The following is a 22,659-nucleotide window of genomic DNA, read 5'->3' on the forward strand; positions in this document are numbered from 1 at the left end:
CGCCAATCGGCGTCGGTTCCGTCGGTGCCGAGGAATCGCGATGCTATCGGCTCGCCGTCCAGGCCATTCCGTCCGTGCCACCGCGTTCAGGCCACCGCGCTCAGCCACCGCGTCCATGCCACCGCGCTAGGCCACCGCGTCCGGGCCACCGCGTCCCCAGGCCGCCGCGTTCAGGCCACGGCGGGCTTCCCGACCGCCGCACCGTCCGGCGACGCCTCCTCCGCGACCTCCGCCAGGTCCTGCCCCCTGGTCTCCCGCGCGCACAGCACCGCCAGGACGGTGACCGCCGCCGCGATCGCCACGTACACCGAGACGGGGGTGGCGCTGCCGTAGTCCTTGAGCAGCGCGGTCGCGATCAGCGGCGCCGGCGCGCCGGCCGCCACCGAGGCGAACTGGGCGCCGATGGAGGCCCCCGAGTAGCGCAGCCGGGTCGCGAACAGCTCGGAGAAGAAGGCCGCCTGCGGGGCGTACATGGCGCTGTGGAAGACCAGGCCGACCGTCACCGCGAGGACCAGCTGCCCGAACGAGTGGGTGTCCACCAGCCCGAAGAACACGAACGCCCAGGCCCCGACGCCGACCGCGCCCACCAGGTACACCGGTTTGCGCCCGACCCGGTCGGACAGCGCCCCGAACAGCGGGATCAGCACGAACTGGATCGCGGAGCCGATCAGTACGGCGTTCAGCGCGCTCTGCTTGTCGAAGTGGGCGTGGGTGACGGCGTACGTCAGCACAAAGGTGGTCATCACGTAGTACGAGATGTTCTCCGCCATCCGCGCGCCCATGGCCACCAGCACCTCCCGCCAGTGGTTGCGCAACACCCCCACCAGCGGCGCCTGTTCGGCCTCCGGGCGGTTCGCGACCGCCTCCCGGAACAGCGGCGACTCCTCCACCGCCAGCCGGATCCACATCCCGACGCCGACCAGCACCGCCGACAGCAGGAACGGCACCCGCCACCCCCACGCCAGGAACGCGCTCTCCGACTGCACCGCCGTCATCAGCGACAGCACGCCCGCCGCCAGCAGGTTCCCGGCGGGTGCCCCGCCCTGCGGCCACGACGCCCAGAACCCCCGCCGCCGCCGGTCCCCGTGCTCCGACACCAGCAGCACCGCCCCGCCCCACTCGCCGCCGAGCGCGAAGCCCTGCACCAGCCGCAGCGCGGTCAGCAGCACCGGCGCCGCCGCCCCGATCGAGTCGTAGGTCGGCAGCAGCCCGATCGCGGTGGTCGATCCGCCCATCAGCAGCAGGCTCACCACCAGCAGTCTCTTCCGGCCGATCCGGTCGCCGAAGTGACCGAACACCAGCGCTCCGACCGGCCGTGCCGCGAACCCGATCGCGTACGTCAGGAACGACAGCAGGGTCCCGGTCAGCGGGTCGGTGTTGGGGAAGAACAGCTTCCCGAAGACCAGCGCCGCGGCCGTTCCGTACAAGAAGTAGTCGTACCACTCGATCGTCGTGCCGATCAGACTCGCGGCCACCACTCGCGGGAGTGAACTGGTAGCCGCCGTGCCACGTGCGGGGGCGTTCATGGTCACCACTTCCAGGTCCAGGGGGACGGGGACGATGTCGCCACAAGGTAGGGAGCCCGCGCCCGGCGGCCCATGTGGTCGACCCACACAGCCCGTCGGCCCGCTGTGGCCCTCCGCCCCATGACCGTTGTCGGTGCCGGCACCGGCTCAGTGCGCCGTCCAGCCGCCGTCGATCGGCAGGCTGGCGCCGGTGACGTAGGCGGCGGCGGGGGAGCAGAGCCAGAGGGCGAGTTGGGCGACCTCCTCGGGTTCGATGAGCCGCTTGACGGCGGTCCGGTCGAGCATGATCCGCTCGACCACCTCCTCCTCGGGGATGCCGTGGGCCAGCGCCTGGGCGGCGATCTGCTTCTCCACCAGGGGAGTTCGGACGTACCCGGGGTTGAGGCAGTTGCTGGTGACCCCGTACGGGGCGCCCTCCAGGGCGACGGTCTTGCTGAGGCCCTCCAGGCCGTGCTTGGCCGTGACGTACGCGGACTTGAAGGCGCTGGCGCGCAGGCCGTGGACGGAGGAGACGTTGACGATCCGGCCCCACCCCCGCTCGTACATGTGCGGGAGGGTGCGGCGCAGGATCCGGAACGGGGCCTCGACCATGACGCGTTGGATGAGGGTGAAGCGTTCGACCGGGAACTCGTGGACGGGTGCGACGTGTTGCAGGCCGGCGTTGTTGACCACGACGTCGGCGTCGGCGGGCAGGGCGTCCACGGCCTCGGGATCGGCGAGGTCGGCGACGATCGCGCGCCCGCCGATCCGGTCCGCGAGCTCCCGGGCCGGGCCGGCCGCGAGGTCGACGACGTAGACCCGGGCGCCGGCTCCGGCGAGGGCTTCGGCGCAGGCCCGGCCGATGCCCGAGGCGGCTCCGGTGACCAGGGCCGTGCGGCCGTCGAGCGGGCGGGCAGTAGAGGTGTCCATGGCCGAGAACGGTAGGAATCCGGCGTCGCCGCTCCCATGTGGCGGGCCGACACAGCACCGCGGCCTGTCATGGCGTCGACCACCACCGACGCCGGTTGACGGTTCGCCCCCGTACGGCCAAACCCACCCTGGCCCCGCTTCCCCACAATGGGCGCGCTTGCTTCACCCGTTCGGAGGATTGGTCGGTCAGATCCACCCATAGCGCCCGAATGCTCGCTACATTCACGCCGATTCCCGACAGGGGGCGCCGCCCCGGGCGAGCCGAACTGCTGGTGGAGCCCGGTGCGACGTCCGAGAGGTGTTGACTGACATGTCCCAACGGCCTGCAACCGACAGCCCGGCGTACGGACCGCTCGACCCGCTCGGCCAGCGCCGAGGCCCGGTCGGCCGGGCCCTTCCGGACGCGCCCGACGCCCTGACCGCCGACACGCTGACCGCTGAACCGCTGACCGCCGACACGCTGACCGCTAGCCCGATGACCGCCGACGCCCCGACCGCCGAGGAACTGCGACTGCCCGTGCAGGCCACACCCGCCCGGCACGAAGCCACCGCCGCGCCCGCCGCCCCAGCGACCACCAGCGGCCACGGCAGCCACACCGGCCACTCCGGCCCGACGCCGCAGAACGGCCAACTCGCCGCCCTGATCGAGGAGGCCGGCTTCTCGCACGCGGGCCTGGCCCGCCGGGTCGACCAGCTCGGCCTGGAGCACGGCCTCGACCTGCGCTACGACAAGACCTCGGTCACCCGCTGGCTACGCGGCCAGCAACCCCGCGGCGCCACCCCGGCGCTGATCGCCGAGGTCTTCACCCGCCGCCTCGGCCGCCGCCTCACCGCCCAGGACCTCGGCCTGGACGCCTGCGCCCCGGTCTACGCGGGCCTGGAGTTCGCCGAGACCCCGCAGGAGGCGGTGGACATCGTGGCGAGCATGTGGCGCAAGGACAACGGCCCGCAGTCCGAACTGCGCCGGATCGCCTTCACCCCGGCCGGCCTGGTCGTCCCCAGCCGGGACTGGCTGATCGGCCGCACCGACGAACGGGTCGCCCGGGACGGCTCCACGCTGACCCGCCCGGACACCGCCACCGGTCCGCCCGGCACCGCCCCCGGCGCACCGGCGTCGAACGTGCCCGGCGCACCCGTCGCGGGCCCGGCGCGCACCCAGCCCGCCGGCGCCCCGGGCGCCCGCAGCACCGCCGGAACCACCGGCACCGCCGCCACCATCGGCCGGGTGCCCACCCAGAGCCGCCGCCCGCCCGCCGCCGTCGAACCGCCGTACACCGACCCGACCCGGGAGGCCCGCCCCGCCCTGCGGGTCGGCCGCGGCGACATCGCCGCCATCCGCGCCGTCGGGGACCTCTTCCGCGCGCTCGACCACGCCTACGGCGGCGGCCACGCCCGCCAGGCGCTGGTCCGCTACCTGGAGAGCGAGGCCGAGCCGATGCTGCGCGGCCGCTACGGCGAGCAGATCGGCCGCGCCCTGTTCGGAGCCGTCGCCGACCTCACCAGGCTGGCCGGCTGGACGTCCTTCGACATCGCCGCGCACGGCCTCGCCCAGCGCTACTTCGTCCAGGCGCTGCGCCTCTCCCAGGCCGCCGGGGACCGCGCGCTCGGCGGCTACGTGCTGGTGACGATGAGCCAGCAGGCCGTCCACCTGGGCCACGGCCGGGAGGCCGTCCAGCTCGCCCGGGTCGCCCAGCAGGGCGTCGGCACCGCCGTCCCGCCGGTGGTCCAGTCGCTGATGCACGCCGCCGAGGCCCGGGGCCACGGCCTGCTGGGCGACGTCCGCTCCTGCACCACCGCGCTGGTCCGGGCCGAGCGGTCGCTCGCGGCCTCCCGTACCGGCGACGAACTGCCCTCCTGGGCGCGGTACTTCGACGAGGCCCAGCTCTCCGACGAGTTCGCCCACTGCTACCGCGACCTCCAGCAGTGGCGCACTTGCGCGCAGCACGCCGAGAAGTCGCTGCGGCTGCGCTCGCCCGCCTACGCGCGCAGCCGGATCTTCTGCCGGCTGGTGCTCGCCACCGCCCGGCTCGGCATGGGGGACCTCGACGAGGCCTGCACCATGGCCACCGACGCGCTGCGGGCGGCGGGGGAGATGCGCTCGGCCCGCTCGCTGGAGTACGTCCGGGACTTCCACCGCCGCCTCACCCCGTACCGGGGCAGCCAGGTGGCCCGGGCCTTCGAGGAGACGGCCCGCCAGGCGGGCGTGATCTGACGGAACCGGCCGTGCGAGGGCCGGGAGCTCACCAGCTCTCGGCCCGGACCCTCGGCCGCTCGGGGTCGGCGGCCGCCCGCCGCCCGCCCCGTACCCGCTGGGCCACCAGCGGGAACACCAGGACCGACAGCATCCCGGCGCCGACCAGCGCCGCCGCCGTCGAGGAGGGCAGGTGTCCGGCCTCCACCTCGATCGTGGTGATCACCACGACCAGCGGCAGCGCCGTCGACGCGTAGAGCCCGAGCGCGGCACGGTCGCGCCCGCCGAGCCCGGCCGGGGCGAGCAGCCCGGCCGGCAGGCCGCGTACGGCGAGGAACAGCAGCAGGAACACCGGGACGAGCAGCAGGGTGCCGGGGTCGTCCAGCAGCGCGTCCAGGTCGAAGTTCATCCCGCTGACCACGAAGAAGATCGGCACCAGGAAGCCGAAGCCGATGCTCTCCAGCTTGGCCTCGATCACCTCCTCCTCGGCCCGGCGGATGTCGGAGAGCAGCAGCCGGGAGACGATCCCGGCGGTGAAGGCGCCGAGCAGCATGTCGAGGTCGAGCCAGAGCGCGGCCGCGACCATGACGGCCAGCACCAGGATCACCGCCCGGATCGCGAACTGCCCGGAGGTGCGCAGGGTCCGCTCGATCAGCCGGGTGGCCCAGGCCGGGCGTGGCCGGCGGGCGCCGAGCACGGCGACGGCGGTGATCACCGCGAAGGCGCCGAGGATGACCGCGGTCCGGGTGGGCGAGTTGCCGCTGAGCAGCACGGCGATCGCGATGATCGGCCCGAACTCCCCGACCGCACCGGTGGCCATCACCAACGAGCCGAAAGGGGTGGGCAGTTCGCCGGAGTCGCGGAGGATCGGCAGGATCGTGCCGAGCGCGGTGGTGGTGAGCACCAGCCCGGCGAAGGCGCCGTCCCACGGGTCCCGGTTGACCAGGGCGCCGACGCCGAGGGCCAGGACGAGCGAGACCAGCCACGCGGTGCCCGCCCGTTTCAGCGGGCCACCGCGCAGCTTGGCGAAGTCGATCTCGTACCCGGCGAGGAACATCAGTATGGCCAGGCCGAACTGGGACAGCGCGTTCACCAGGTCGTCGACGTGCGCCCAGTCCAGGACGGACGGGCCGATCAGCACGCCGAGCACGATCTCGAACACCACGGTCGGTACGGCGATCCACCGCAGCAGCCGGTCGGCGAGCAGCGGTGCGGCGACGGCTGCGGCGGGGATCAGGATCAGCGCCACCGGCTGGGCGGAGGCGCTCACCGGGCGGCCGGCCGGGCGGCCGAAACCGTTGGAACCATCCGATGAGTGATCAGAACGGTCATGCGAGGCATCCTGGCACGCCGTCGGTCTGTCACCCCGGCAGACCGCTGGCGTGTCCGCGCCCCCGCGGTACCGGCCTCAGGCCGCCGCCTCGGCCTCCCGCGCCCCGGCCGGCAGCCCGAGGTCGCCGAGCACCGCCCGCGCCGCCCGCCGCCCGGACACCAGCGCGCCCTGCACGGTGCTGGTGTCCCGGTGGTCCCCGGCGACGTACAGCCCGGCCAGCAGCCGCACCGGGCGGCGGGGGTTGTGCGGCGGCGGCATCGCGGGCAGCGCGTCCGGGACGTGCCGCACGCTGAGGAACTGCCAGTCCGCCGTCGAGGCGCCGTACAGCTCGGCGAGCCGGGCGCGGACGGCCGGTTCCAGCCCGGCCGGACCGCCCGCGTCGAAGGAGCGCCGGCCGAGCACGGTGGTGGCGACCAGCGCCTGCCCGGCCGGGGCGTAGGACGGGTGCAGCTCGCTGAGCACCAGCGAGTGCGAGACCAGCGGCGGGTGTCCGTTCGGCCGGTCGGCGTCCAGCAGCAGCACGGCCTCGGCGAGCGGGGCGCGGTCGGCCGCGTGGAAGAAGGTGGTGACGGGGTGGAAGTCGGGCAGCCGGAGCCCCGGCAGCAGCTCGGCCGCGGAGCGGGCGTCGGTGGCGACCACCACGGCCTGGGCGCCGATCCGCCCGTGCGCGAGGGTCTCCACGCCGTCGGCGCCGATCGAGGTGACCTGCACCCCGGTCCGCACGGTGCCGGCGGGCAGCGCGGCGGCCAGCTGGGCGGGCACGGCCGCGATCCCGTCGGCGGGCAGACAGAGCCGGCCGCGGGCGTACGAGCGCAGCACCAGGTCGGCGATCCGGCTGCTGGTGCCGAGGGCCGGGTCGCCGAGCAGGGCGCTGAGCAGCGGGCGCAGGAAGCCGTCGACGGTGCGCGGGGCGAGGCCGTGGCCGGCCAGTGCGCGGGCGGCGGTGGTCTCCGGGCGGGCCTGCAGCCGGGCGGCGGGGGTGGTGGCGATCCGGCCCAGCCAGCTGCCGAGGCGGGCCTTGTCCAGCGGGCTGCCGAGCGGGGCCCGGAGGGCGGCCTGCCGGGCGGCGGTGAGCTGGGGGTCCCCGGCGCGGTAGCGGCGGCCGGCGCTGTGCACGAGTACGCCGGGCGCGAGCGGGCGCAGGTCCAGGCGGTCGAGGTCGAGCGCCCGGCGCAGCTCCGGGTAGGCGGTGTTGAGCAGGTGGCTGCCGTCGTCGAGGCGGAAGCCGTCGAGCTCGCGGGTGGCCATCCGGCCGCCGATCCGGTCGGTGGTCTCCAGGACCTGGACGGTGAGGCCGTGGCCGGTGAGCGCGCGGGCGGCGGCCAGGCCCGCGAGTCCGGCGCCGACCACGACGACGTCCGGGTCGGACGGGCGGCGGGCGCGGCGGGTGAAGTCGTACGTGGGCACTGGAGTGCTCCCTCCCTGGTCCCGGGGCTCCGGCCGACGCAGGCAGCGGGGTGCCGGGACACGGTCCGTGGAAGGTGATGCCCAGTCAGTGTGAGCATCAGACCGGTGCGGTGGACCGGATGCGGGGGTCGGGAGGGGTCGTGCGGCGCCGGGCGGGGGCGCGGTCACGGACAGTGCGCCGTGGCGGCCGGGTTACCGGGTCGGCGGGCGCGCACGGTCACCGGGGGCGTGCAACGCGCCCGTCGTGTGCTCCCGTGCGCCCCCTCCCGGAGCCCCGTCCGACCCCGCCCGGCATATGCCCCTGGCCAGGGCGAATGCCGTAGCGGGCCTACGCAGAACGAGGGGTCACAGCGCCGCCCGCACCGCCGAGTCCGGATCCGGGTGCGCGAACCGGAAGCCCGCGTCCAAGAGCCGCCGCGGCACCACCCGGTGGCTCCCGACCACCTCGACCGCCAGCTCCCCGAGCACGGCCTTCAACACCGCCTCCGGCACCGGGAACGGCGTCGGCCGCCCGAGCGCCCGCCCGAGCGCCGCGGTCAGCTCGGCGTTGGTGGCCGGCTCCGGCGCGGTGAGGTTGAAGGCGCCGGAGAGGTCCTCCCGGTCGATCAGGAACCGCAGCGCGGCCACCTCGTCGGCCAGCGAGAGGTAGCTCCAGTACTGCCCGCCGCTGCCGAGCCGCCCGCCCAGGCCCAGCTTGAACAGGGGGAACAGCCGCCCGCCCGCGCCGCCCGCGGCGGACAGCACCATGCCGGTGCGCGGGTGGACGACCCGGATCCCGGCCCGCTCGGCGGGCCGGGCGGCCGCCTCCCACGCCACGCACACCTCGGCCAGGAAGTCGTCCCCGGCGGGGGAGTCCTCGTCGATCACCCGGTCGCCGGTCTGCCCGTACCAGCCGACCGCGGAGGCGCTGACCAGCACCCGCGGCGGCTGCGCCAGCTCCGCGAGCGCCACCGCCAGCGTCTCGGTGCCGTACACCCGGCTCTCCCGGATCTCCCGCTTGTAGGAGTCCGTCCAGCGGCGGTCGCCGACCCCGGCGCCGGCCAGGTGCACCGCGGCGTCGACCCCGGCGAGCCCGTCCCGGTCGACCTCGCCGAGCAGTGGGTTCCAGCCGATCGCGGTGCTCCCGTCGGGCTGCGGCCCCGTCCTGGAGCGGTGCCGGACCAGCCGGACCACCTCGTGGCCGTCCGCCAGCAGGGAGCGGACGAGGGCCGAGCCGATCAATCCCGTGGAGCCCGTGACAGCGATGCGCATGGACCCATCCTCGCAGGCCTTATCGCCTGTCACCCTTCGCACGCGCCCCAGTAGCATCACGCGGCATGACCCGCGAAGACGATCTGATCATCCGCCCGGCCCGCCCCGAGGACGAGCGCGGGCTCGCCGAGCTCGACCGCGCCGCCTGGTCCACCCTCTCCGACGTCGCCCCCGAGCCGCCCGTCGGGAAGCGGGTCTTCGACGAGGGCCACACCCCCGACCAGTTCCTGCTCGCCGTCCTGGACGGCCGGATCGTCGGCTACGTCCGCCAGGTCCAGGCGACCCCGCTGGCCGTCAACCGGCACGTCCGGCAGATCCAGGGCCTGGCCGTCGACGGCACGGTGCGCGGCCGGGGCATCGGCCGACGGCTGGTCGAGGCGGCCTGCGAGCACGCCCGGGCCCTCGGCGCCCGCAAGCTGACCCTCCGGGTGCTCGGCTGGAACGCCCCGGCCCGTCGGCTGTACGAGAGCTGCGGCTTCACGGTCGAGGGCACGCTGGCCGAGGAGTTCCTGATCGACGGGCAGTACGTGGACGACGTGTGGATGGCCCGCCGACTGACCGGCTGAGCCGCCCGTACCGTCACCCCTGCCGCCTGACGATCCGTCAGAACAGTTGCCGCGCAGTCGTGACGTACCTGCCTGTCTGGAGCGGCGCGGCGCCGGGTACCGTACGCCCGTGAGCAACTCGACGCCTCCCGGGTGGTACCCGGTCCCGGGTGCGGACGGCACCCCCGGTCACGAGCGCTGGTGGGACGGCAACGCCTGGACCGCCGAGGTCCGGCCGCTCCAGGCCCCCGGCGGACAGCTCGCCGACGCCCCGACCCAGGGCTGGCAGCCCCCCGCCGCGCAGCCGCCGCAGGCCGGCTACGGCTACCCCGCGCAGAGCGGCTCACCCGCCCCCGGCTACGGCTACCCGGCGCAGGACGCGGTCCAGTCGCCCGGCTACGGCTACCCCGGCCAGGGCCCGTACGGCGGCCCGCAGCAGTACCCGGGCCAGCCGGCCCACCCCGGCCAGGAGGCCTACCCGGGCGCCGGCTACGGCTACCCGCCGCCCGCCCCCGCGAAGAACCGCACCGGCGTGATCGTCGGCATCTCGGTCGCGGTGCTGGTCGTCGGCGGGATCATCGCCGGGCTCACGCTCAGCGGCGGCGGGAACACCAAGGCCGACCCGACCCCCAACCCCACGGTCACCGTCACCCAGAGCGACGGCCCCACGCCGAGCCCCACCCCGACCCGGAGCGCGCCCGCCCCCAAGCCCGTCCCGTCGGTCAAGAGCACCGTCCCGGACCCGCAGCACGCGATCACCGTCCCGGTCCTCGACGGCTGGGACGCGGCGACCAACTCCGCGCACTCCACCGTCTACCTCGGCAGTGGCCGCTACTCCTGCGCCGACGGCAACTCCTGCATCCGCGGCCAGTTCTCGATCGAGAAGGACACCGTCCAGGGCGACACCCCCAAGGGGGCCGCCGACGCGGCGATGCCGACCTACGCCGGGACGATCTTCTCCGGGATCACCTCGCACACCGACTCCGGTTCCGGCTACGTCTCCGTCGCCGGTGTGCTCGGCTACGCCACCCGCTGGCACGTCGGCACCTCGGACGGCACCCAGGGCTACGTCCTGCTGGCCGCCGTCCCGGCCAAGGGCGGCGGCTACGTGATCTTCGAGGGCGGCGTGGACGACGACCCGGCCGCGCCGGACCCCGCGGTGCTGGACCAGATCCTCAAGGGCATCAAGCAGGACGGCTCCGCCGGCAGCAGCACCTGATCCGACGCGACACCCCGCAGGGGGTGTCGGACACGCCCTAATCCCCGTACCGCTCCCAGAGCTTGGGGAAGCGCTTCGCCATCACGTCCGGGTCGTCGAAGTCCAGGAACGCCCCGGACGGCCGTCCCGCCTGCCGCCCGCCCACCTCGGGCAGCGGCAGGCCGGTCAGCTGCTCGTACGCCTCGTCGGCGGCGAAGCCGAGGTCCTCGGCCTCGCCGTCCTCCTCCTCGTCGAACTCGGGCAGCAGGTCCGCCAGGTCGTCCGGTTCGACCAGCCCGCCCTCGAAGACCTCCCGGCCCTGGCCGATCAGCCAGCAGCGGAAGTAGTCGAAGGTGTCCTCCGAGGCGCCGTCCAGCAGCAGGTGGGCCGCCCCCCACAGGTCGTAGCGGTAGGCGCGCTGGAACCGGGCCTCGAACAGCCGACCGAAGTCGATCACGTCGTCGGGGGTCAGCTGGACGAGGCGCTCCACCAGCCGCTCGGCCTGTTCGTCGGGATCGCCGTCGGCGGCCTCCCAGGTGTCGTCGATGATCTGCCAGAAGTCCGTCTCGTCCATCACCGCTCAAGCATCCCTTTTCCGTCGTCTCCACGCATGCCATGACCCGGCGGGAACCGCATCCCGGGAAGCGGCGGAGCCCCGCGCCGTCCGGGGACGACACGGGGCTCCGTACGACCGTGCTGCGGTCGCGCTGCCTTACAGGCCGAGCTCGACCTCGAACTCGCCGGCCTCCAGGATCTCCTTGACCGCGACCAGGTAGCGGGCGGCGTCGGCGCCGTCCACCAGGCGGTGGTCGTAGGAGAGCGACAGGTAGGTCATGTCACGGATGCCGATGGCGGTGCCGCCGTCGGCCTCGATGACCACCGGGCGCTTGACGGTGGCACCGATGCCCAGGATGGCGGCCTGGTTCGGCGGCACGATCACGGTGTCGAACAGGGCACCGCGCGAACCGGTGTTGCTGATCGTGAAGGTGGCGCCGGACAGCTCGTCCGGGGTGATCTTGCTGTCGCGGACCTTGGTGGCCAGCTCGGCGGTCTTCTTCGAGATGCCGGCGATGTTGAGGTCGCCCGCACCCTTGATGACCGGGGTCATCAGACCCTTCTCGGAGTCCACCGCGATGCCGATGTTCTCGGTGTCGAAGTAGGTGATGGTGCCCTCGGCGTCGTTGATCCGCGCGTTGACGACCGCGTGGACCTTGAGCGCCTGGGCGGCGGCCTTCACGAAGAACGGCATCGGGGAGAGCTTGACGCCCTCGCGGGCCAGGAAGCCCTCCTTGGCCTTGGCGCGCAGCGACATGATCTTGGTGACGTCCACCTCGACCACGCTGGTCAGCTGGGCCTGCTCGTGCAGGGCCTTCATCATGTTGTCGCCGATGACCTTGCGCATGCGGGTCATCTTGACCGTCTGGCCGCGCAGGGCGGACGGAGCGGAGACGGCCTTCGGCGCAGCGGCGGCCGGAGCGGCGGCGGCGACCGGGGCCGGGGCGGCCTTGGCGGCCTCCGCGGCGGCGATGACGTCCTGCTTGCGGATGCGGCCGCCGACGCCGGTGCCGGCGACGGAGGACAGCGCGACGCCGTGCTCGGCGGCGAGCTTGCGCACCAGCGGGGTGACGTAGGCGTCACCGGCGTCGGCCACCGGGGCGGCCGGAGCGGCGACGGGGGCCGGGGCGGCGACCGGAGCCGGGGCGGCGACCGGGGCGGCCGGGGCAACCGGGGCCGGAGCGGCCGGGGCAACCGGGGCCGGGGCGGCAACCGGAGCCGGAGCGGCAACGGGAGCCGGAGCCGGGGCGGCAACCGGAGCCGGAGCGGCAGCGGCGGCACCCGGGGCGCCGATCAGCGCGAGCTGGGCGCCGACCTCGGCGGTCTCGTCCTCGGCGACCAGGATCTTGACGACGACGCCGGCGACCGGCGACGGGATCTCGGTGTCGACCTTGTCGGTGGAGACCTCGAGCAGCGGCTCGTCGACCTCGACCGTCTCACCCTCGGCCTTGAGCCAACGGGTGACGGTGCCCTCGGTGACCGACTCGCCCAGCGCGGGCAGCAGCACCGGGGTGGCGTCGCCGGCCGGAGCAGCCGGAGCAGCCGGAGCGGCAGCCGGAGCAGCCGGGGCCTCGGCGACCGGGGCCGGAGCGGCCACGGGAGCCGGCGCGGCGACCGGCGCGGCCTCGACCACGGGGGCCGGGGCGGCGGCCGGGGCACCGGTGCCGTCGTCGATGATCGCCAGCTCGGCGCCGACCTCGACGGTCTCGTCCTCGCCGACCTTGATCGAGGAGAGGATGCCGGAAGCCGGGGCCGGGATCTCGGTGTCGACCTTGTCGGTCGAGACCTCGAGCAGCGGCTCGTCGACCTCGACACGCTCACCCTCGGCCTTGAGCCAGCGGGTGACAGTGCCCTCGGAAACGCTCTCGCCCAGCGCGGGCAGTGTTACTGAGACCGCCATGGTTTCAGCGACTCCTATCAAGTCTTGCGTACGGGAAGTACGGGAAGTACCGGAAACGGGGGGTGGTGGGCGCGATCAGTCGTGCGCGTGCAGCGGCTTGCCGGCCAGCGCCAGGTGCGCCTCGCCCAGGGCCTCGGACTGGGTCGGGTGCGCGTGGATCAGCTGCGCGACCTCGGCCGGCAGGGCCTCCCAGTTGTAGATGAGCTGGGCTTCGCCGACCTGCTCGCCCATGCGGGCGCCGACCATGTGGACGCCGACCACGGCGCCGTCCTTGACCTGGACGAGCTTGATCTCGCCGGCGGTCTTCAGGATCTTGCTCTTGCCGTTGCCGGCCAGGTTGTACTTGAGGGTGACGACCTTCTCCTTGCCGTACATCTCGACGGCCTTGGCCTCGGAGATGCCGACGGAGGCGACCTCCGGGTTGGAGTAGGTCACGCGCGGGACGCCGTCGTAGTCGATCGGCACCGGCTTGAGGCCGGCCAGGCGCTCGGCGACCAGGATGCCCTCGGCGAAGCCGACGTGGGCCAGCTGCAGGGTCGGGGCGAGGTCGCCGACGGCGGAGATGGTGGGCACGTTGGTGCGCATGTACTCGTCGACCAGGACGTAGCCGCGGTCCATCGCGACGCCGTTCTCCTCGTAGCCGAGGCCGGCCGAGACCGGGCCGCGGCCGATGGCGACGAGCAGCAGGTCGGCGTCGATCTGCTTGCCGTTCTCGGTGGAGACGCGGACACCGGACTCGGTGTACTCGACGCCCGAGAAGCGGGCCTTGAGCTCGAACTTGATGCCGCGCTTGCGGAAGGCGCGCTCCAGCAGCTTGGAGGAGTTCTCGTCCTCCAGCGGGACGAGGTGCGGCAGCGCCTCGACGATGGTGACCTCTACGCCGAAGGACTTCCAGACCGAGGCGAACTCGACGCCGATGACGCCGCCGCCGAGGATGACGACGGACTTCGGGATCCGGTCGAGCTTGAGGGCGTGGTCCGAGGAGATCACGCGGTTGCCGTCGATCTCCAGGCCCGGGATCGAGCGCGGCACCGAACCGGTGGCGAGGACGATGTGGCGGCCCTCGATGCGCTGGCCGTTCACGTCGACCGAGGTCTGCGAGGAGAGCTTGCCCGCGCCCTGGATGAAGGTGACCTTGCGCGAGGCCACCAGGCCCTGGAGGCCCTTGTACAGGCCGGCGATGACGTCGTCCTTGTACTTGTGGACGCCGTTGATGTCGATGCCCTGGAAGGTGGCCAGCACGCCGAACTCGGCGGCCTCCTTCGTCTCGTCCGCGATCTCGGCCGCGTGCAGCAGGGCCTTGGTCGGGATGCAGCCGCGGTGCAGGCAGGTGCCGCCCAGCTCGCCCTTCTCGACCAGGGCGACGCTCAGACCCAGCTGAGCGGCGCGGAGCGCCGCGGCGTAACCGCCGCTTCCGCCTCCGAGAATGACTACGTCGAAAACGGTGCTGGCGTCGTTCGCCACGTCACGTCCTCCATGCAATGGGGTGGGTCGCCGGGCCGGTCGCGGTCCGGTGGGTCGGAAGCCTTTGTGAGGCGCCCAGTCGTGCCGGAAATACATCTTCGCACTTGTTCGCGGTGGCTGATGTCCGGGTCCACCCCAGGGGTGTCCCACGGAGTGGTCACCGGGGCGGGAACACCCTCGACGGAAGGGCATCATCGCAGCTCAAGGCCTTGTTGACAGCCGCCGGACGGGCGTCTTCCGCCCGCTTCGGCGCCACCTCTTCCGCAGTGCGGAACAAAGTTTCGCCCGTGGCGAACAGAGGTGCGGTGGGGTGTCCGGTCCTACTCGCAGGTAACCCGTGCGGGAACGCCGACGGGGGCCCGGCGCACGCGCGCCGGGCCCCCGTCGGGGTGGGGATCCGCTCGGATCAGGCCTTGCCGTTGGCCGCGGTCTGCTCCGCGAACCGGACCAGGGTGCGCACCGCGCTCGCGGTGCCGCCCTTCGGGGTGTAGCCGAACGGGGCGCTCTCGTGGAACGCCGGGCCGGCGATGTCCAGGTGCGCCCAGTCGATGCCCTCGGCCACGAACTCCTGGAGGAACAGGCCGGCCACCAGGCCGCCGCCCATCCGCTCGCCCATGTTGGCCAGGTCGGCGATGGTCGAGTCGGTCATGCCCTTCTTGAGCTCGGCCGGCAGCGGCATCGGCCAGGACTGCTCGCCCACCTCGCCCGCGAGGGCGTGCAGGTTGTCGCGCAGCTCGTCGTTGTTGGCCATCACACCGAAGGTGCGGGTGCCCAGGGCCAGCACCATGGCGCCGGTCAGGGTCGCCACGTCGACGATGACGTCCGGGTTCTCCTCGCCGGCCTTGACGATCGCGTCGGCCAGCACCAGGCGGCCCTCGGCGTCCGTGTTCAGCACCTCGACGGTCTTGCCGCCGTACATGCGCAGCACGTCACCCGGGCGGGTGGCGGAGCCGGACGGCATGTTCTCGGCCAGCGCGAGCCAGGCGGTGACGTTGACGGTCAGGCCCAGGCGCTTGGCGGCCACCACGGCGGCGAACACGGCGGCGGCGCCGGCCATGTCGCACTTCATGGTCTCGTTGTGGCCGGCCGGCTTGAGCGAGATGCCGCCCGAGTCGTAGGTGATGCCCTTGCCGATGAAGGCCAGGGTCGCCTTGGCCTTCGGGTGGGTGTAGGCCACCTTCACCAGCCGCGGCGGGTTGGTCGAGCCGTTGCCGACGCCCAGCAGGCCGCCGAAGCCGCCCTTGGTCAGCGCCTTCTCGTCCAGGACCTCGACCTTGAGGCCGTGCTCCTTGCCGGCCGCCTGGGCGATCGCGGCGAAGCTCTTCGGGTTCAGGTCGTTCGGCGCGGTGTTGACCAGGTCGCGGGCGCGGTTCATCTCCTCGCCGATCGCGGTGGCCCGCTCCACGGCGGCCTTGGCGTCCTTGCTGCCCTTGCGGACGGTCAGCAGGACCAGCTCGCCGACCGGCTCCTTGCCGTTGCCGTTGCCCTTGTAGGTGCCGAAGGCGTACGAGCCGAGCAGGCCGCCGAGCGCGACCGCCTCGACCTCCTCCGCGGACTCGGCCGGCAGGGCCAGCGCGGCCTTCTTGACGCCGGCCAGGGCGCGGGCGGCGACACCGGCGGCGCGGCGCAGCGCCTCCAGGCCGTAGCCGCCCTCGGCCGCCTCGCCGAGGCCGACCGCGAGCACGAGCGCGGCCTTGAGACCGGCGGGGGAGGCGACCTTGACGGTCTCGCCCTCGGCACCGGTCGCGCCCAGGGTGCCGAGGATCTCGGCCAGCTTGCCCTCGAACGCCTCGTTCACGGCCTCGGCACCGGGGGCCAGCACGATCCCCTTGGGGCCCTTCGCGACACCGACCACCAGGGCGTCCGCGCGCAGCGAGGCGGCGGAGGAGGTGCTCACAGACAATGCAGTCACGTAATGCGTCCTGTTCTTTCGCGGTCCACGGCCGGTCGCGGCGTGACTGCCGCACCGGCGCAGCCCGCCGTCGCAGGCCGTCCGCCGGCGGGCCCTGCGGGTCCGGGCCCCCTGGCGCGCGCGCCCGCCGGAGCGGCCGCGCACACCAGAGGCCCCGGCTCCTCGGTGCGCGCCGGGCGGGCAGGACCTGCCACGGTGCAGGGCTGCGGTGCTCCACGCATGGTAGTCCGCATGGTGGGATCACGCGCCGCCCGGTGTCAGCCGAGCAACGCCAGGGCGAACAGCGTCCCGGTGGCGGCGGTCTCGGCCGTCGCGCCGAGCACGTCCCCGGTGATCCCGCCGAACCGGCGCACACACCGCGTGAGCAGCAGCCGGGCGCAGCCGACGCCGAGCACAACGGCCAGCGGGAGGCGCAGGGCTGACCATCCGTCGAACAGCCCGGGCGCGGCCACGAGGAGCGCGGCGGCCAGCGTCCCGGTGGCGGCCGCCGCGGGCGCGACGGTGCTCGCCACCATCGCCCCCAGCCCGCCCGGGCGCGCGGCCGGCACCGACCGTAGGCAGCCCCAGGCCAGCGCGCAGCGCGCGGCCACCGCCGAGGCGAGCACCGCGAGGGCGCCGCGCGGCGTCGACTGCCCGAACTGCCCGGCCAGGGCGGCGACCTGGGCGAGCAGCACCAGCAGCAGGGTCAGCACGCCGAACGGGCCGATGTCGGACTGCTTCATGATCCGCAGCGCGTCCTCGGCCGGCTTGCCGCTGCCCAGGCCGTCGGCGACGTCCGCCAGGCCGTCCAGGTGCAGCCCCCTGGTCAGCGCGGCGAGCACCCCCACCGCCGTCACCGCGGCGAGCAGTCCGCCCGCCCGCCAGGCCACCAGGGCGCCGGCCCCGGCCGCGATCGCGCCCAGGACCAGGCCGACCACCGGAGCCGCCGTCATCGCCCGGGCCGCCGCGGCCCGGTCCCACCGCTCGACCCGCACCCGCAGCACCGACAGCGTCCCGAACGCGAACCGCAGCCCTTCGCCCCACGTCGCCCGCTCGCCGCCGTCGGCCATCGCTCCCACCCACTCCTCCACCGGACCGGAACCGCACCGGAACCGCACTCGAACCGGACCCGGACCGGACCCGCGTCCGGGCCCCGCCGCCGACACAGCAGAATCCCCGCGCCCCGAGGAAGGGACGCGGGGAGCCGCGCGAAGCGGGGGGCCAGGGGGCGGGAGGCGGTCTCGGACGACGCCCGCCGCCGCGACAGCCGCTACAGCCTCCTGAGCAGGTCGGCGGCCGACGGCAGCTTCGGCTGCTCCTTCGGTGCCGAGGGGACGAACGGCCGGGGCGCCTCCTCCGCGAGCGCGTCGCCCGCGGCCTGGAGCAGCGGCAGCGCGAGCACCGCGCCGACGCCCTCGCCCAGGGTGATCCCCTGGTCCTGCAACGGCGTCAGGGTGAGCCGGTCGTACGCCTTCGCCTGGGCGGGCTCGCCGCTGGACTGCCCGGCCCGCCACCACTCCGGCGACCGGAAGGCGATCCGCTGCGCGACCAGCGCGCAGGCCGAGGAGACCACGCCGTCCAGCACCACCGGCAGCCGGCGGACGGCGGCCTGGAGCAGGAAACCGGTGATCGCGGCGAAGTCCGCCCCGCCGGTGGCGCCGAGCAGCGCCAGCTGGTCGCCGAGCACCGGGCGGGCCCGTCGCAGCGCGTCCCGGACGGTGGCGCACTTGACCATCCACACCCGGTCGTCGATGCCCGAGCCGCGTCCGCACACCGCGGCCGCGTCCGTCCCGCACAGCGCGCCGACCAGGACGGCGGCCACCGTGGTGGAGCCGACCCCGAGGTCGCCGAGCAGCACCAGGTCGGTGCCGGTGTCGGCCTCCTCGTCGGCCACGGCCATGCCGGCCCGGAAGGCCCGGACGGTCTCCTCCGGGGTGAGCGCGTCCTCGACGTCGATCCGGCCGGAGCCGCGCCGGATCCGGTGGGCGACCACCTCGTCCGGGAAGTCCGCCGGGTCGGTGTCCACCGCGACGTCGACGACCCGCACGTCGGCGCCGTAGCGCGCGGCCAGCCGGGCCACCGGGGCGCTGCCGTCGAGCACCGCCCGTACCCGGGCCGCGGTGCCGCCGTCGGCGGGCAGCCGGGAGACGCCGAGCGCGGCCACGCCGTGGTCGGCGGCGAACAGCAGCACCTTGGGCGCCGAGACCGGCCGCACCGGGGAGCGCCCCTGTACGGACGACAGCCAGCTGCCCAGCTCCTCCAACTTGCCCAGGCCGCCGCGCGGTCGGCCGGCTTCCTGCCAGCGTTCCTCGGCGGCCCGTCGGGCGCTGTCGTCGGGGCGCTCGACGAGCGAGGAGAACGTATCGAGATCCACGGTCGTGTCCATCGGTCGGAAGGCTACACGGCGGAGGTGTGCGGGCTCGGCTTGACCGTCAGAACCTGTCCCGCGACCACCAGCAGGACCCGCTCGGAGGCGTCCGCCACGGCCATGTTGAGCCGTCCCAGAGTGTCCCGGAACCGGCGGCCGGCGGCGGTCGCCGGGACGACGCCCATGCCGACCTCGTTGCTCACCGCGACGGCCGTCCGCCGGGTTCCGGCCCAGGCCGCGGCCAGTGCCTCGCAGCGGCGCTGCACCGCGGCCTCGCCGCCGGCCGCCCAGGCGTCGTCGTCCCAGGCGTCGCACGCGTCCATCACGGCGGTCAGCCACAGCGCCAGGCAGTCGACCAGCACCGGCGCCGGGTCGTCGGCGTCGGCGAGCACGGCCTCCAGGTCGCAGGTCTCGGCGGTGCGCCAGCTCGCCGGCCGGCGGTCCCGGTGCAGGGCGACCCGCTGGGCCCACTCGGCGTCGCCGTCCCGGGTGCCGCCGGTGGCCACGTACAGGACGTCCGGGTGCTCGGCGAGCAGCTGCTCGGCGCGGGTGGACTTGCCGGAGCGCGCGCCGCCGAGCAGCAGCGTGCGGGGGAGCGGGGGGTGGGTCGCCATGCCGCCCATCCTGCCCGACAGGCATACGGAAGATCGGGCCGGGCAGGCTAACCTGCGCAGCACACAAGGCAGCGTCAGTGGGAGGAGCCGGGCATGGTCTGGACGTGGCGGTACGAGAAGGCGGACGGCAGCGCGGTGGCGTCGACCCTCGGGCAGGAGGAGTTCGCCGGCCAGGGCGACGCCGAGACCTGGATCGGGGAGAGCTGGAAGCAGCTCGCCGAGGAGGGCGTGGACAACGCCGTCCTGCTGGACGACGACCGGGTGATCTACTCGATGAGCCTGCACGAGGGCTGAGCCCGGGGGCTCACTTCGCGCCGATCACGTGCAGCAGCGCCGCGACCTGCCGGTACGGGTCGGTGCGGCCGGCCCGGTCCTCGGCCTCCAGCAGCTGGGCCAGCTGCCGCCCGTCCACCGGCGGGGCGGCGTCGTCGGGCGCGTTGTCGGTGAAGACCCGGACGCCGTACCAGTGCCGGACCGGCACCGAGACCTCGGAGAGGGTGACGGTCAGGTCGGCGAGCCGGTCGGCCCGGGCGGCCAGTCCGAGCCGGTTGTAGTACCGGTCGCTCTCGAAGGCGTGCAGGGCGGCCCGCCAGTCCCCGGCGGCGGCGGGCCGCAGCGCGAGCGCGTCGCCGTTGCGCACCAGCAGCGAGAGCAGCCCGCCCGGCGCCAGCAGCCGGGCCAGCGAGGCGATCATCGGGTCCGGGTCCGGCAGGTACATCAGGACGCCGTGGCAGAGCACCACGTCGAAGCTGCGCGGGCCGAACCAGCGCCCGCACTGGTGGCCGTCGCCGCTGAGCAGCTGCAGCCGGCCGCGCACCTCGGGCGGTTCCTCGGCGAGCGCCCCCTGGGCGACGCCGAGCGCGACCGGGTCGGAGTCGATCCCGGTGACGTAGTGGCCGGCCCGGGCCAGCCGCAGCGCCTGGGTGCCCTGTCCGCAGCCGATGTCCAGGACCCGCTGGGCGGTGCGGCCGGTGAGCTGCTCGGCGAGCTGCCGGGAGACGAGCTCCTGCCGGACGAAGTTGCGCAGTCCGCCGAGCCGGTCCAGCCAGGCGGCGGTGCCGCCGGCGAAGGAGCCGCTGCGGGAGGGCAGCCGACGCTCCTGACCGAGCCGGTCGTGGCCGCCGTCCCCCTGTCCGGGCAGTGCGTAGAGGCCGGGCCCCTCCCAGGAAGGCGGGGCCCAGCCGGAGTCCACCGGTTCGGCGGTCAGGGCTTCTCTCCGCGCCGCACCTGCGGCTTGGGCAGGCGCAGCCGGCGCATCTGCAGGGTGCGCATGATGCCGTAGGCGACCACGCCGCGGGTGTTCTGCCCGGCGAAGCGCTCGCCCAGCTGCTTGCGCAGGCCGAGGCCCAGGCGGACGAAGTCCAGGATCACCAGGACGAAGAACAGCAGGAACAGCAGCGTGGACAGCAGCTGCAGCGCGGGCACCTTGACGATGCTCAGCACCAGGATGACCACGGCGGCCGGCAGGAAGAACTCGGCGAGCGACCAGCGGGAGTCCACGTAGTCGCGGGCGAACTTGCGCACCGGCCCCTTGTCGCGGGCCGGCAGGTGGCGCTCGTCGCCGTCGATCAGCGCCTGGCGCTGCTTCTCGCGCTCGCTGCGCATCCGCTCGCGCGCCTGGCGGGAGGCCTCCTTGCGGTCCTTGGGCACCACGACCCGGGTGCGCCGGTTGGCCTCGGCCTCGCTGCGCTTGGGGGTGGGGCGGCCCTTCTTGGCCTGCGGGTGGCGGGCCTGGGGCGTCTCGTCCTCCAGCACGGTGGCGGAGGCGGCGGCATCATCTGAACGGCGTCGGAACACACCCCCAGCGTACGGGGTGCGGCGCCGCGACCACGGGTCCCCTCGGACCCAAACGCGTATCGATCCGTTCGGCCGCGTTCGGACCGGGGTCTCCCCCGCTCTTCCCGTAGGGGATCAATCGGATGGAGTATGGGGAGGATGAGGGGCGGATCCACCCGGGGGATGAGGATCTGCCCCTGGTCGCTGTAGCAGTCTTGTTGCAGGCAGGTGCACTGCGGCGAAGGGCTCGCTGCACATACACTCGTCGTGTCTGGTAACGAGATTTAAGACCGCAGGCCGGAGAAGGGGGCACCCGAGGCCCATGAGCGACGGAATCATGAAGCGTATGGGGCTGATCTTCCGCTCCAAGGCGAACAAAGCCTTGGACCGGGCGGAGGATCCCCGTGAGACGCTCGACTACTCCTACCAGAAGCAGCTCGAACTGCTGCAGAAGGTACGGCGTGGCGTCGCGGACGTCGCGACCTCGCGCAAGCGCCTGGAACTCCAGCTGACCCAGCTCCAGCAGCAGTCGGCGAAGTACGAGGACCAGGGCCGCAAGGCGCTCTCCCTCGGCCGCGAGGACCTCGCTCGCGAGGCGCTGACCCGCAAGGCCAACATGCAGTCCCAGATCACCGATCTGGAGACGCAGTACCAGGCCCTGCAGGCCGAGGAGGAGAAGCTCACGCTCGCCTCCCAGCGGCTCCAGGCCAAGGTGGACGCCTTCCGCACCAAGAAGGAGACCATCAAGGCCACCTACACCGCGGCGCAGGCGCAGACCCGCATCGCCGAGTCCTTCTCCGGGATCTCGGAGGAGATGGGCGACGTCGGCCTGGCCATCCAGCGTGCCGAGGACAAGACGGCGCAGATGCAGGCCCGGGCCGGTGCGATCGACGAGCTGCTGGCCTCCGGCGCGCTCGACGACGCCAGCGGTCTCGGCCGCAAGGACGACATCGAGGCCGAGCTGGAGCGGGTGGCCGGCGGTTCCGACGTCGAGCTGGAGCTCGCCCGGATGAAGGCCGAGCTGTCCGGCGGCCCCGCCGCCGGTCCGGCCGCGATCGAGCAGGGCAAGCCGGCCCAGCAGCCGCAGCCGCAGGACGCGCACCCGCAGGACACCCCGCGGATCAACTACAACAAGTGAGCTGGAACCACCCACGAACCAGGAGAAGCGCAGCATGATCATGAGGGTCATGGGTGAGGGGCAGTTCGAGGTGGGCGAGGACCACCTGAACCTGCTCAACCAGCTCGACGACGAGCTGCTCACCGCGGTGGAGTCCGGCGACGAGGACACCTTTCGCCAGGCCTACGGCAAGCTGCTGGACGCCGTGAAGCAGTACGGCACCCGGCTTCCGGACGACTCGCTGGAGCCGTCCGAGCTGATCCTGCCGAGTGCCGAGGCGACCCTCGACGAGGTCCGGTCACTCCTGCTCTCCGAGGGCGAGGGCGTCATCCCGGGCTTCCCCGAGTACGAGTAGCCGCGCGGCCGCTGCCAGACGAAAGGGCGGGTCCCCTCCAGGTGGAGGGGACCCGCCCTTTCGCTGCAGTTACTCGCCCGCTCGCCTCCGGGGCGCTCGGATCCGGTGCCGACGGTCGTCGCTCCGATGCCCCTCGTTCCTCGGGGCCTCCTCGCTCCTCCCTTTCGACACCGGCGCGCCCCTTCGGCTCGGGGCGGGTGCTCGCCCGCTCGCCTCCGGGGCGCTCCGACCCGGTGCCGACGGTCGTCGCTCCGATGCC

At 73.9% G+C, this 22,659-nt stretch carries 20 protein-coding genes; 6 read left to right on the forward strand and 14 right to left on the reverse strand.

From position 1 onward, the window contains the following. Positions 1 to 170 precede the first annotated feature (170 nt). Together ACFY2K_RS36255 and ACFY2K_RS36260 are read right to left on the reverse strand one after the other, a co-directional pair. Complete coding sequence (locus tag ACFY2K_RS36255) at positions 171 to 1,526, reverse strand: MFS transporter (RefSeq protein WP_387716928.1); 1,356 nt, start codon at positions 1,524 to 1,526, stop codon at positions 171 to 173. 147 nt (positions 1,527 to 1,673) lie between these two features. Further along, positions 1,674 to 2,435, reverse strand: coding sequence for a 3-hydroxybutyrate dehydrogenase (locus ACFY2K_RS36260; RefSeq protein ID WP_375892590.1), 762 nt, complete (start codon positions 2,433 to 2,435; stop codon positions 1,674 to 1,676). A 310-nt stretch (positions 2,436 to 2,745) separates the two neighbouring features. Here ACFY2K_RS36260 and ACFY2K_RS36265 point away from each other — a divergent pair, with 310 nt between their 5' ends. Next, on the forward strand, positions 2,746 to 4,647 hold the full coding sequence (locus tag ACFY2K_RS36265) for a regulator (protein WP_387716930.1): 1,902 nt from the start codon (positions 2,746 to 2,748) through the stop codon (positions 4,645 to 4,647). A 28-nt stretch (positions 4,648 to 4,675) separates the two neighbouring features. On the opposite strand, the gene ACFY2K_RS36270 is transcribed toward ACFY2K_RS36265, so the two are convergent. The 3 genes from ACFY2K_RS36270 to ACFY2K_RS36280 form a co-directional block, all read right to left on the reverse strand. Continuing rightward, the gene (locus tag ACFY2K_RS36270; RefSeq protein ID WP_380403679.1) at positions 4,676 to 5,896 is read right to left on the reverse strand and encodes a cation:proton antiporter; all 1,221 of its coding nucleotides are present in this window, start codon (positions 5,894 to 5,896) and stop codon (positions 4,676 to 4,678) included. Between the two features lie 138 nt (positions 5,897 to 6,034). After that, complete coding sequence (locus tag ACFY2K_RS36275; RefSeq protein ID WP_387716932.1) at positions 6,035 to 7,366, reverse strand: NAD(P)/FAD-dependent oxidoreductase; 1,332 nt, start codon at positions 7,364 to 7,366, stop codon at positions 6,035 to 6,037. 345 nt (positions 7,367 to 7,711) lie between these two features. Further along, the gene (locus tag ACFY2K_RS36280) at positions 7,712 to 8,617 is read right to left on the reverse strand and encodes a TIGR01777 family oxidoreductase (protein WP_380592714.1); all 906 of its coding nucleotides are present in this window, start codon (positions 8,615 to 8,617) and stop codon (positions 7,712 to 7,714) included. Positions 8,618 to 8,682: 65 nt separating this feature from the next. On the opposite strand from ACFY2K_RS36280, the gene ACFY2K_RS36285 reads away from it, so the two are divergent. Together ACFY2K_RS36285 and ACFY2K_RS36290 are read left to right on the forward strand one after the other, a co-directional pair. Further along, positions 8,683 to 9,183, forward strand: a complete 501-nt coding sequence (locus ACFY2K_RS36285) for a GNAT family N-acetyltransferase (protein ID WP_375892580.1) — start codon at positions 8,683 to 8,685, stop codon at positions 9,181 to 9,183. A gap of 109 nt (positions 9,184 to 9,292) precedes the next feature. Next, positions 9,293 to 10,381: a DUF2510 domain-containing protein gene (locus ACFY2K_RS36290; protein ID WP_380522742.1), complete on the forward strand. Its 1,089-nt coding sequence runs from the start codon at positions 9,293 to 9,295 to the stop codon at positions 10,379 to 10,381. Positions 10,382 to 10,418: 37 nt separating this feature from the next. Here ACFY2K_RS36290 and ACFY2K_RS36295 read toward each other — a convergent pair whose 3' ends face one another. The 7 genes from ACFY2K_RS36295 to cobU all read right to left on the reverse strand — a co-directional run bounded on the left by ACFY2K_RS36295 (position 10,419) and on the right by cobU (position 19,152). Further along, entirely contained in the window at positions 10,419 to 10,934 is a 516-nt protein-coding gene (locus tag ACFY2K_RS36295) for a DUF4240 domain-containing protein (protein WP_375892576.1), read from the reverse strand. A gap of 138 nt (positions 10,935 to 11,072) precedes the next feature. After that, positions 11,073 to 12,815 (reverse strand): 2-oxoglutarate dehydrogenase, E2 component, dihydrolipoamide succinyltransferase, encoded by a 1,743-nt coding sequence (sucB, locus tag ACFY2K_RS36300; protein ID WP_387716935.1) that lies wholly within the window; start codon positions 12,813 to 12,815, stop codon positions 11,073 to 11,075. Positions 12,816 to 12,890: 75 nt separating this feature from the next. After that, the gene (gene lpdA / locus ACFY2K_RS36305; RefSeq protein ID WP_375892573.1) at positions 12,891 to 14,279 is read right to left on the reverse strand and encodes a dihydrolipoyl dehydrogenase; all 1,389 of its coding nucleotides are present in this window, start codon (positions 14,277 to 14,279) and stop codon (positions 12,891 to 12,893) included. 406 nt (positions 14,280 to 14,685) lie between these two features. Next, entirely contained in the window at positions 14,686 to 16,191 is a 1,506-nt protein-coding gene (locus ACFY2K_RS36310) for a leucyl aminopeptidase (protein WP_387716937.1), read from the reverse strand. A gap of 257 nt (positions 16,192 to 16,448) precedes the next feature. Then, a complete protein-coding gene (locus tag ACFY2K_RS36315) occupies positions 16,449 to 17,240 on the reverse strand; it encodes an adenosylcobinamide-GDP ribazoletransferase (protein WP_380592741.1) in 792 nt (263 codons plus the stop codon). Between the two features lie 200 nt (positions 17,241 to 17,440). Further along, complete coding sequence (locus tag ACFY2K_RS36320; RefSeq protein WP_375892570.1) at positions 17,441 to 18,556, reverse strand: nicotinate-nucleotide--dimethylbenzimidazole phosphoribosyltransferase; 1,116 nt, start codon at positions 18,554 to 18,556, stop codon at positions 17,441 to 17,443. An 11-nt stretch (positions 18,557 to 18,567) separates the two neighbouring features. Next, on the reverse strand, positions 18,568 to 19,152 hold the full coding sequence (gene cobU / locus ACFY2K_RS36325; protein ID WP_380522740.1) for a bifunctional adenosylcobinamide kinase/adenosylcobinamide-phosphate guanylyltransferase: 585 nt from the start codon (positions 19,150 to 19,152) through the stop codon (positions 18,568 to 18,570). 93 nt (positions 19,153 to 19,245) lie between these two features. On the opposite strand from cobU, the gene ACFY2K_RS36330 reads away from it, so the two are divergent. Next, complete coding sequence (locus ACFY2K_RS36330; RefSeq protein WP_360227960.1) at positions 19,246 to 19,446, forward strand: hypothetical protein; 201 nt, start codon at positions 19,246 to 19,248, stop codon at positions 19,444 to 19,446. A gap of 10 nt (positions 19,447 to 19,456) precedes the next feature. Here the strand turns inward: ACFY2K_RS36330 and ACFY2K_RS36335 are convergent, their stop codons facing one another. Both ACFY2K_RS36335 and ACFY2K_RS36340 read right to left on the reverse strand, forming a co-directional pair. Beyond that, on the reverse strand, positions 19,457 to 20,197 hold the full coding sequence (locus tag ACFY2K_RS36335; RefSeq protein ID WP_375892686.1) for a class I SAM-dependent methyltransferase: 741 nt from the start codon (positions 20,195 to 20,197) through the stop codon (positions 19,457 to 19,459). Positions 20,198 to 20,355: 158 nt separating this feature from the next. After that, positions 20,356 to 20,949 (reverse strand): DUF3043 domain-containing protein, encoded by a 594-nt coding sequence (locus tag ACFY2K_RS36340; RefSeq protein WP_375892567.1) that lies wholly within the window; start codon positions 20,947 to 20,949, stop codon positions 20,356 to 20,358. 316 nt (positions 20,950 to 21,265) lie between these two features. Between ACFY2K_RS36340 and ACFY2K_RS36345 the strand changes: the two genes are divergently transcribed. Next, a complete protein-coding gene (locus tag ACFY2K_RS36345) occupies positions 21,266 to 22,066 on the forward strand; it encodes a PspA/IM30 family protein (RefSeq protein ID WP_380522739.1) in 801 nt (266 codons plus the stop codon). Positions 22,067 to 22,100: 34 nt separating this feature from the next. Next, positions 22,101 to 22,400, forward strand: a complete 300-nt coding sequence (locus tag ACFY2K_RS36350; protein WP_350504571.1) for a hypothetical protein — start codon at positions 22,101 to 22,103, stop codon at positions 22,398 to 22,400. The last annotated feature ends 259 nt before the right edge of the window (positions 22,401 to 22,659 follow it).

Origin of the sequence: Kitasatospora sp. NPDC001309 (assembly GCF_042896295.1) — a bacterium.
Lineage (GTDB): Bacteria > Actinomycetota > Actinomycetes > Streptomycetales > Streptomycetaceae > Kitasatospora.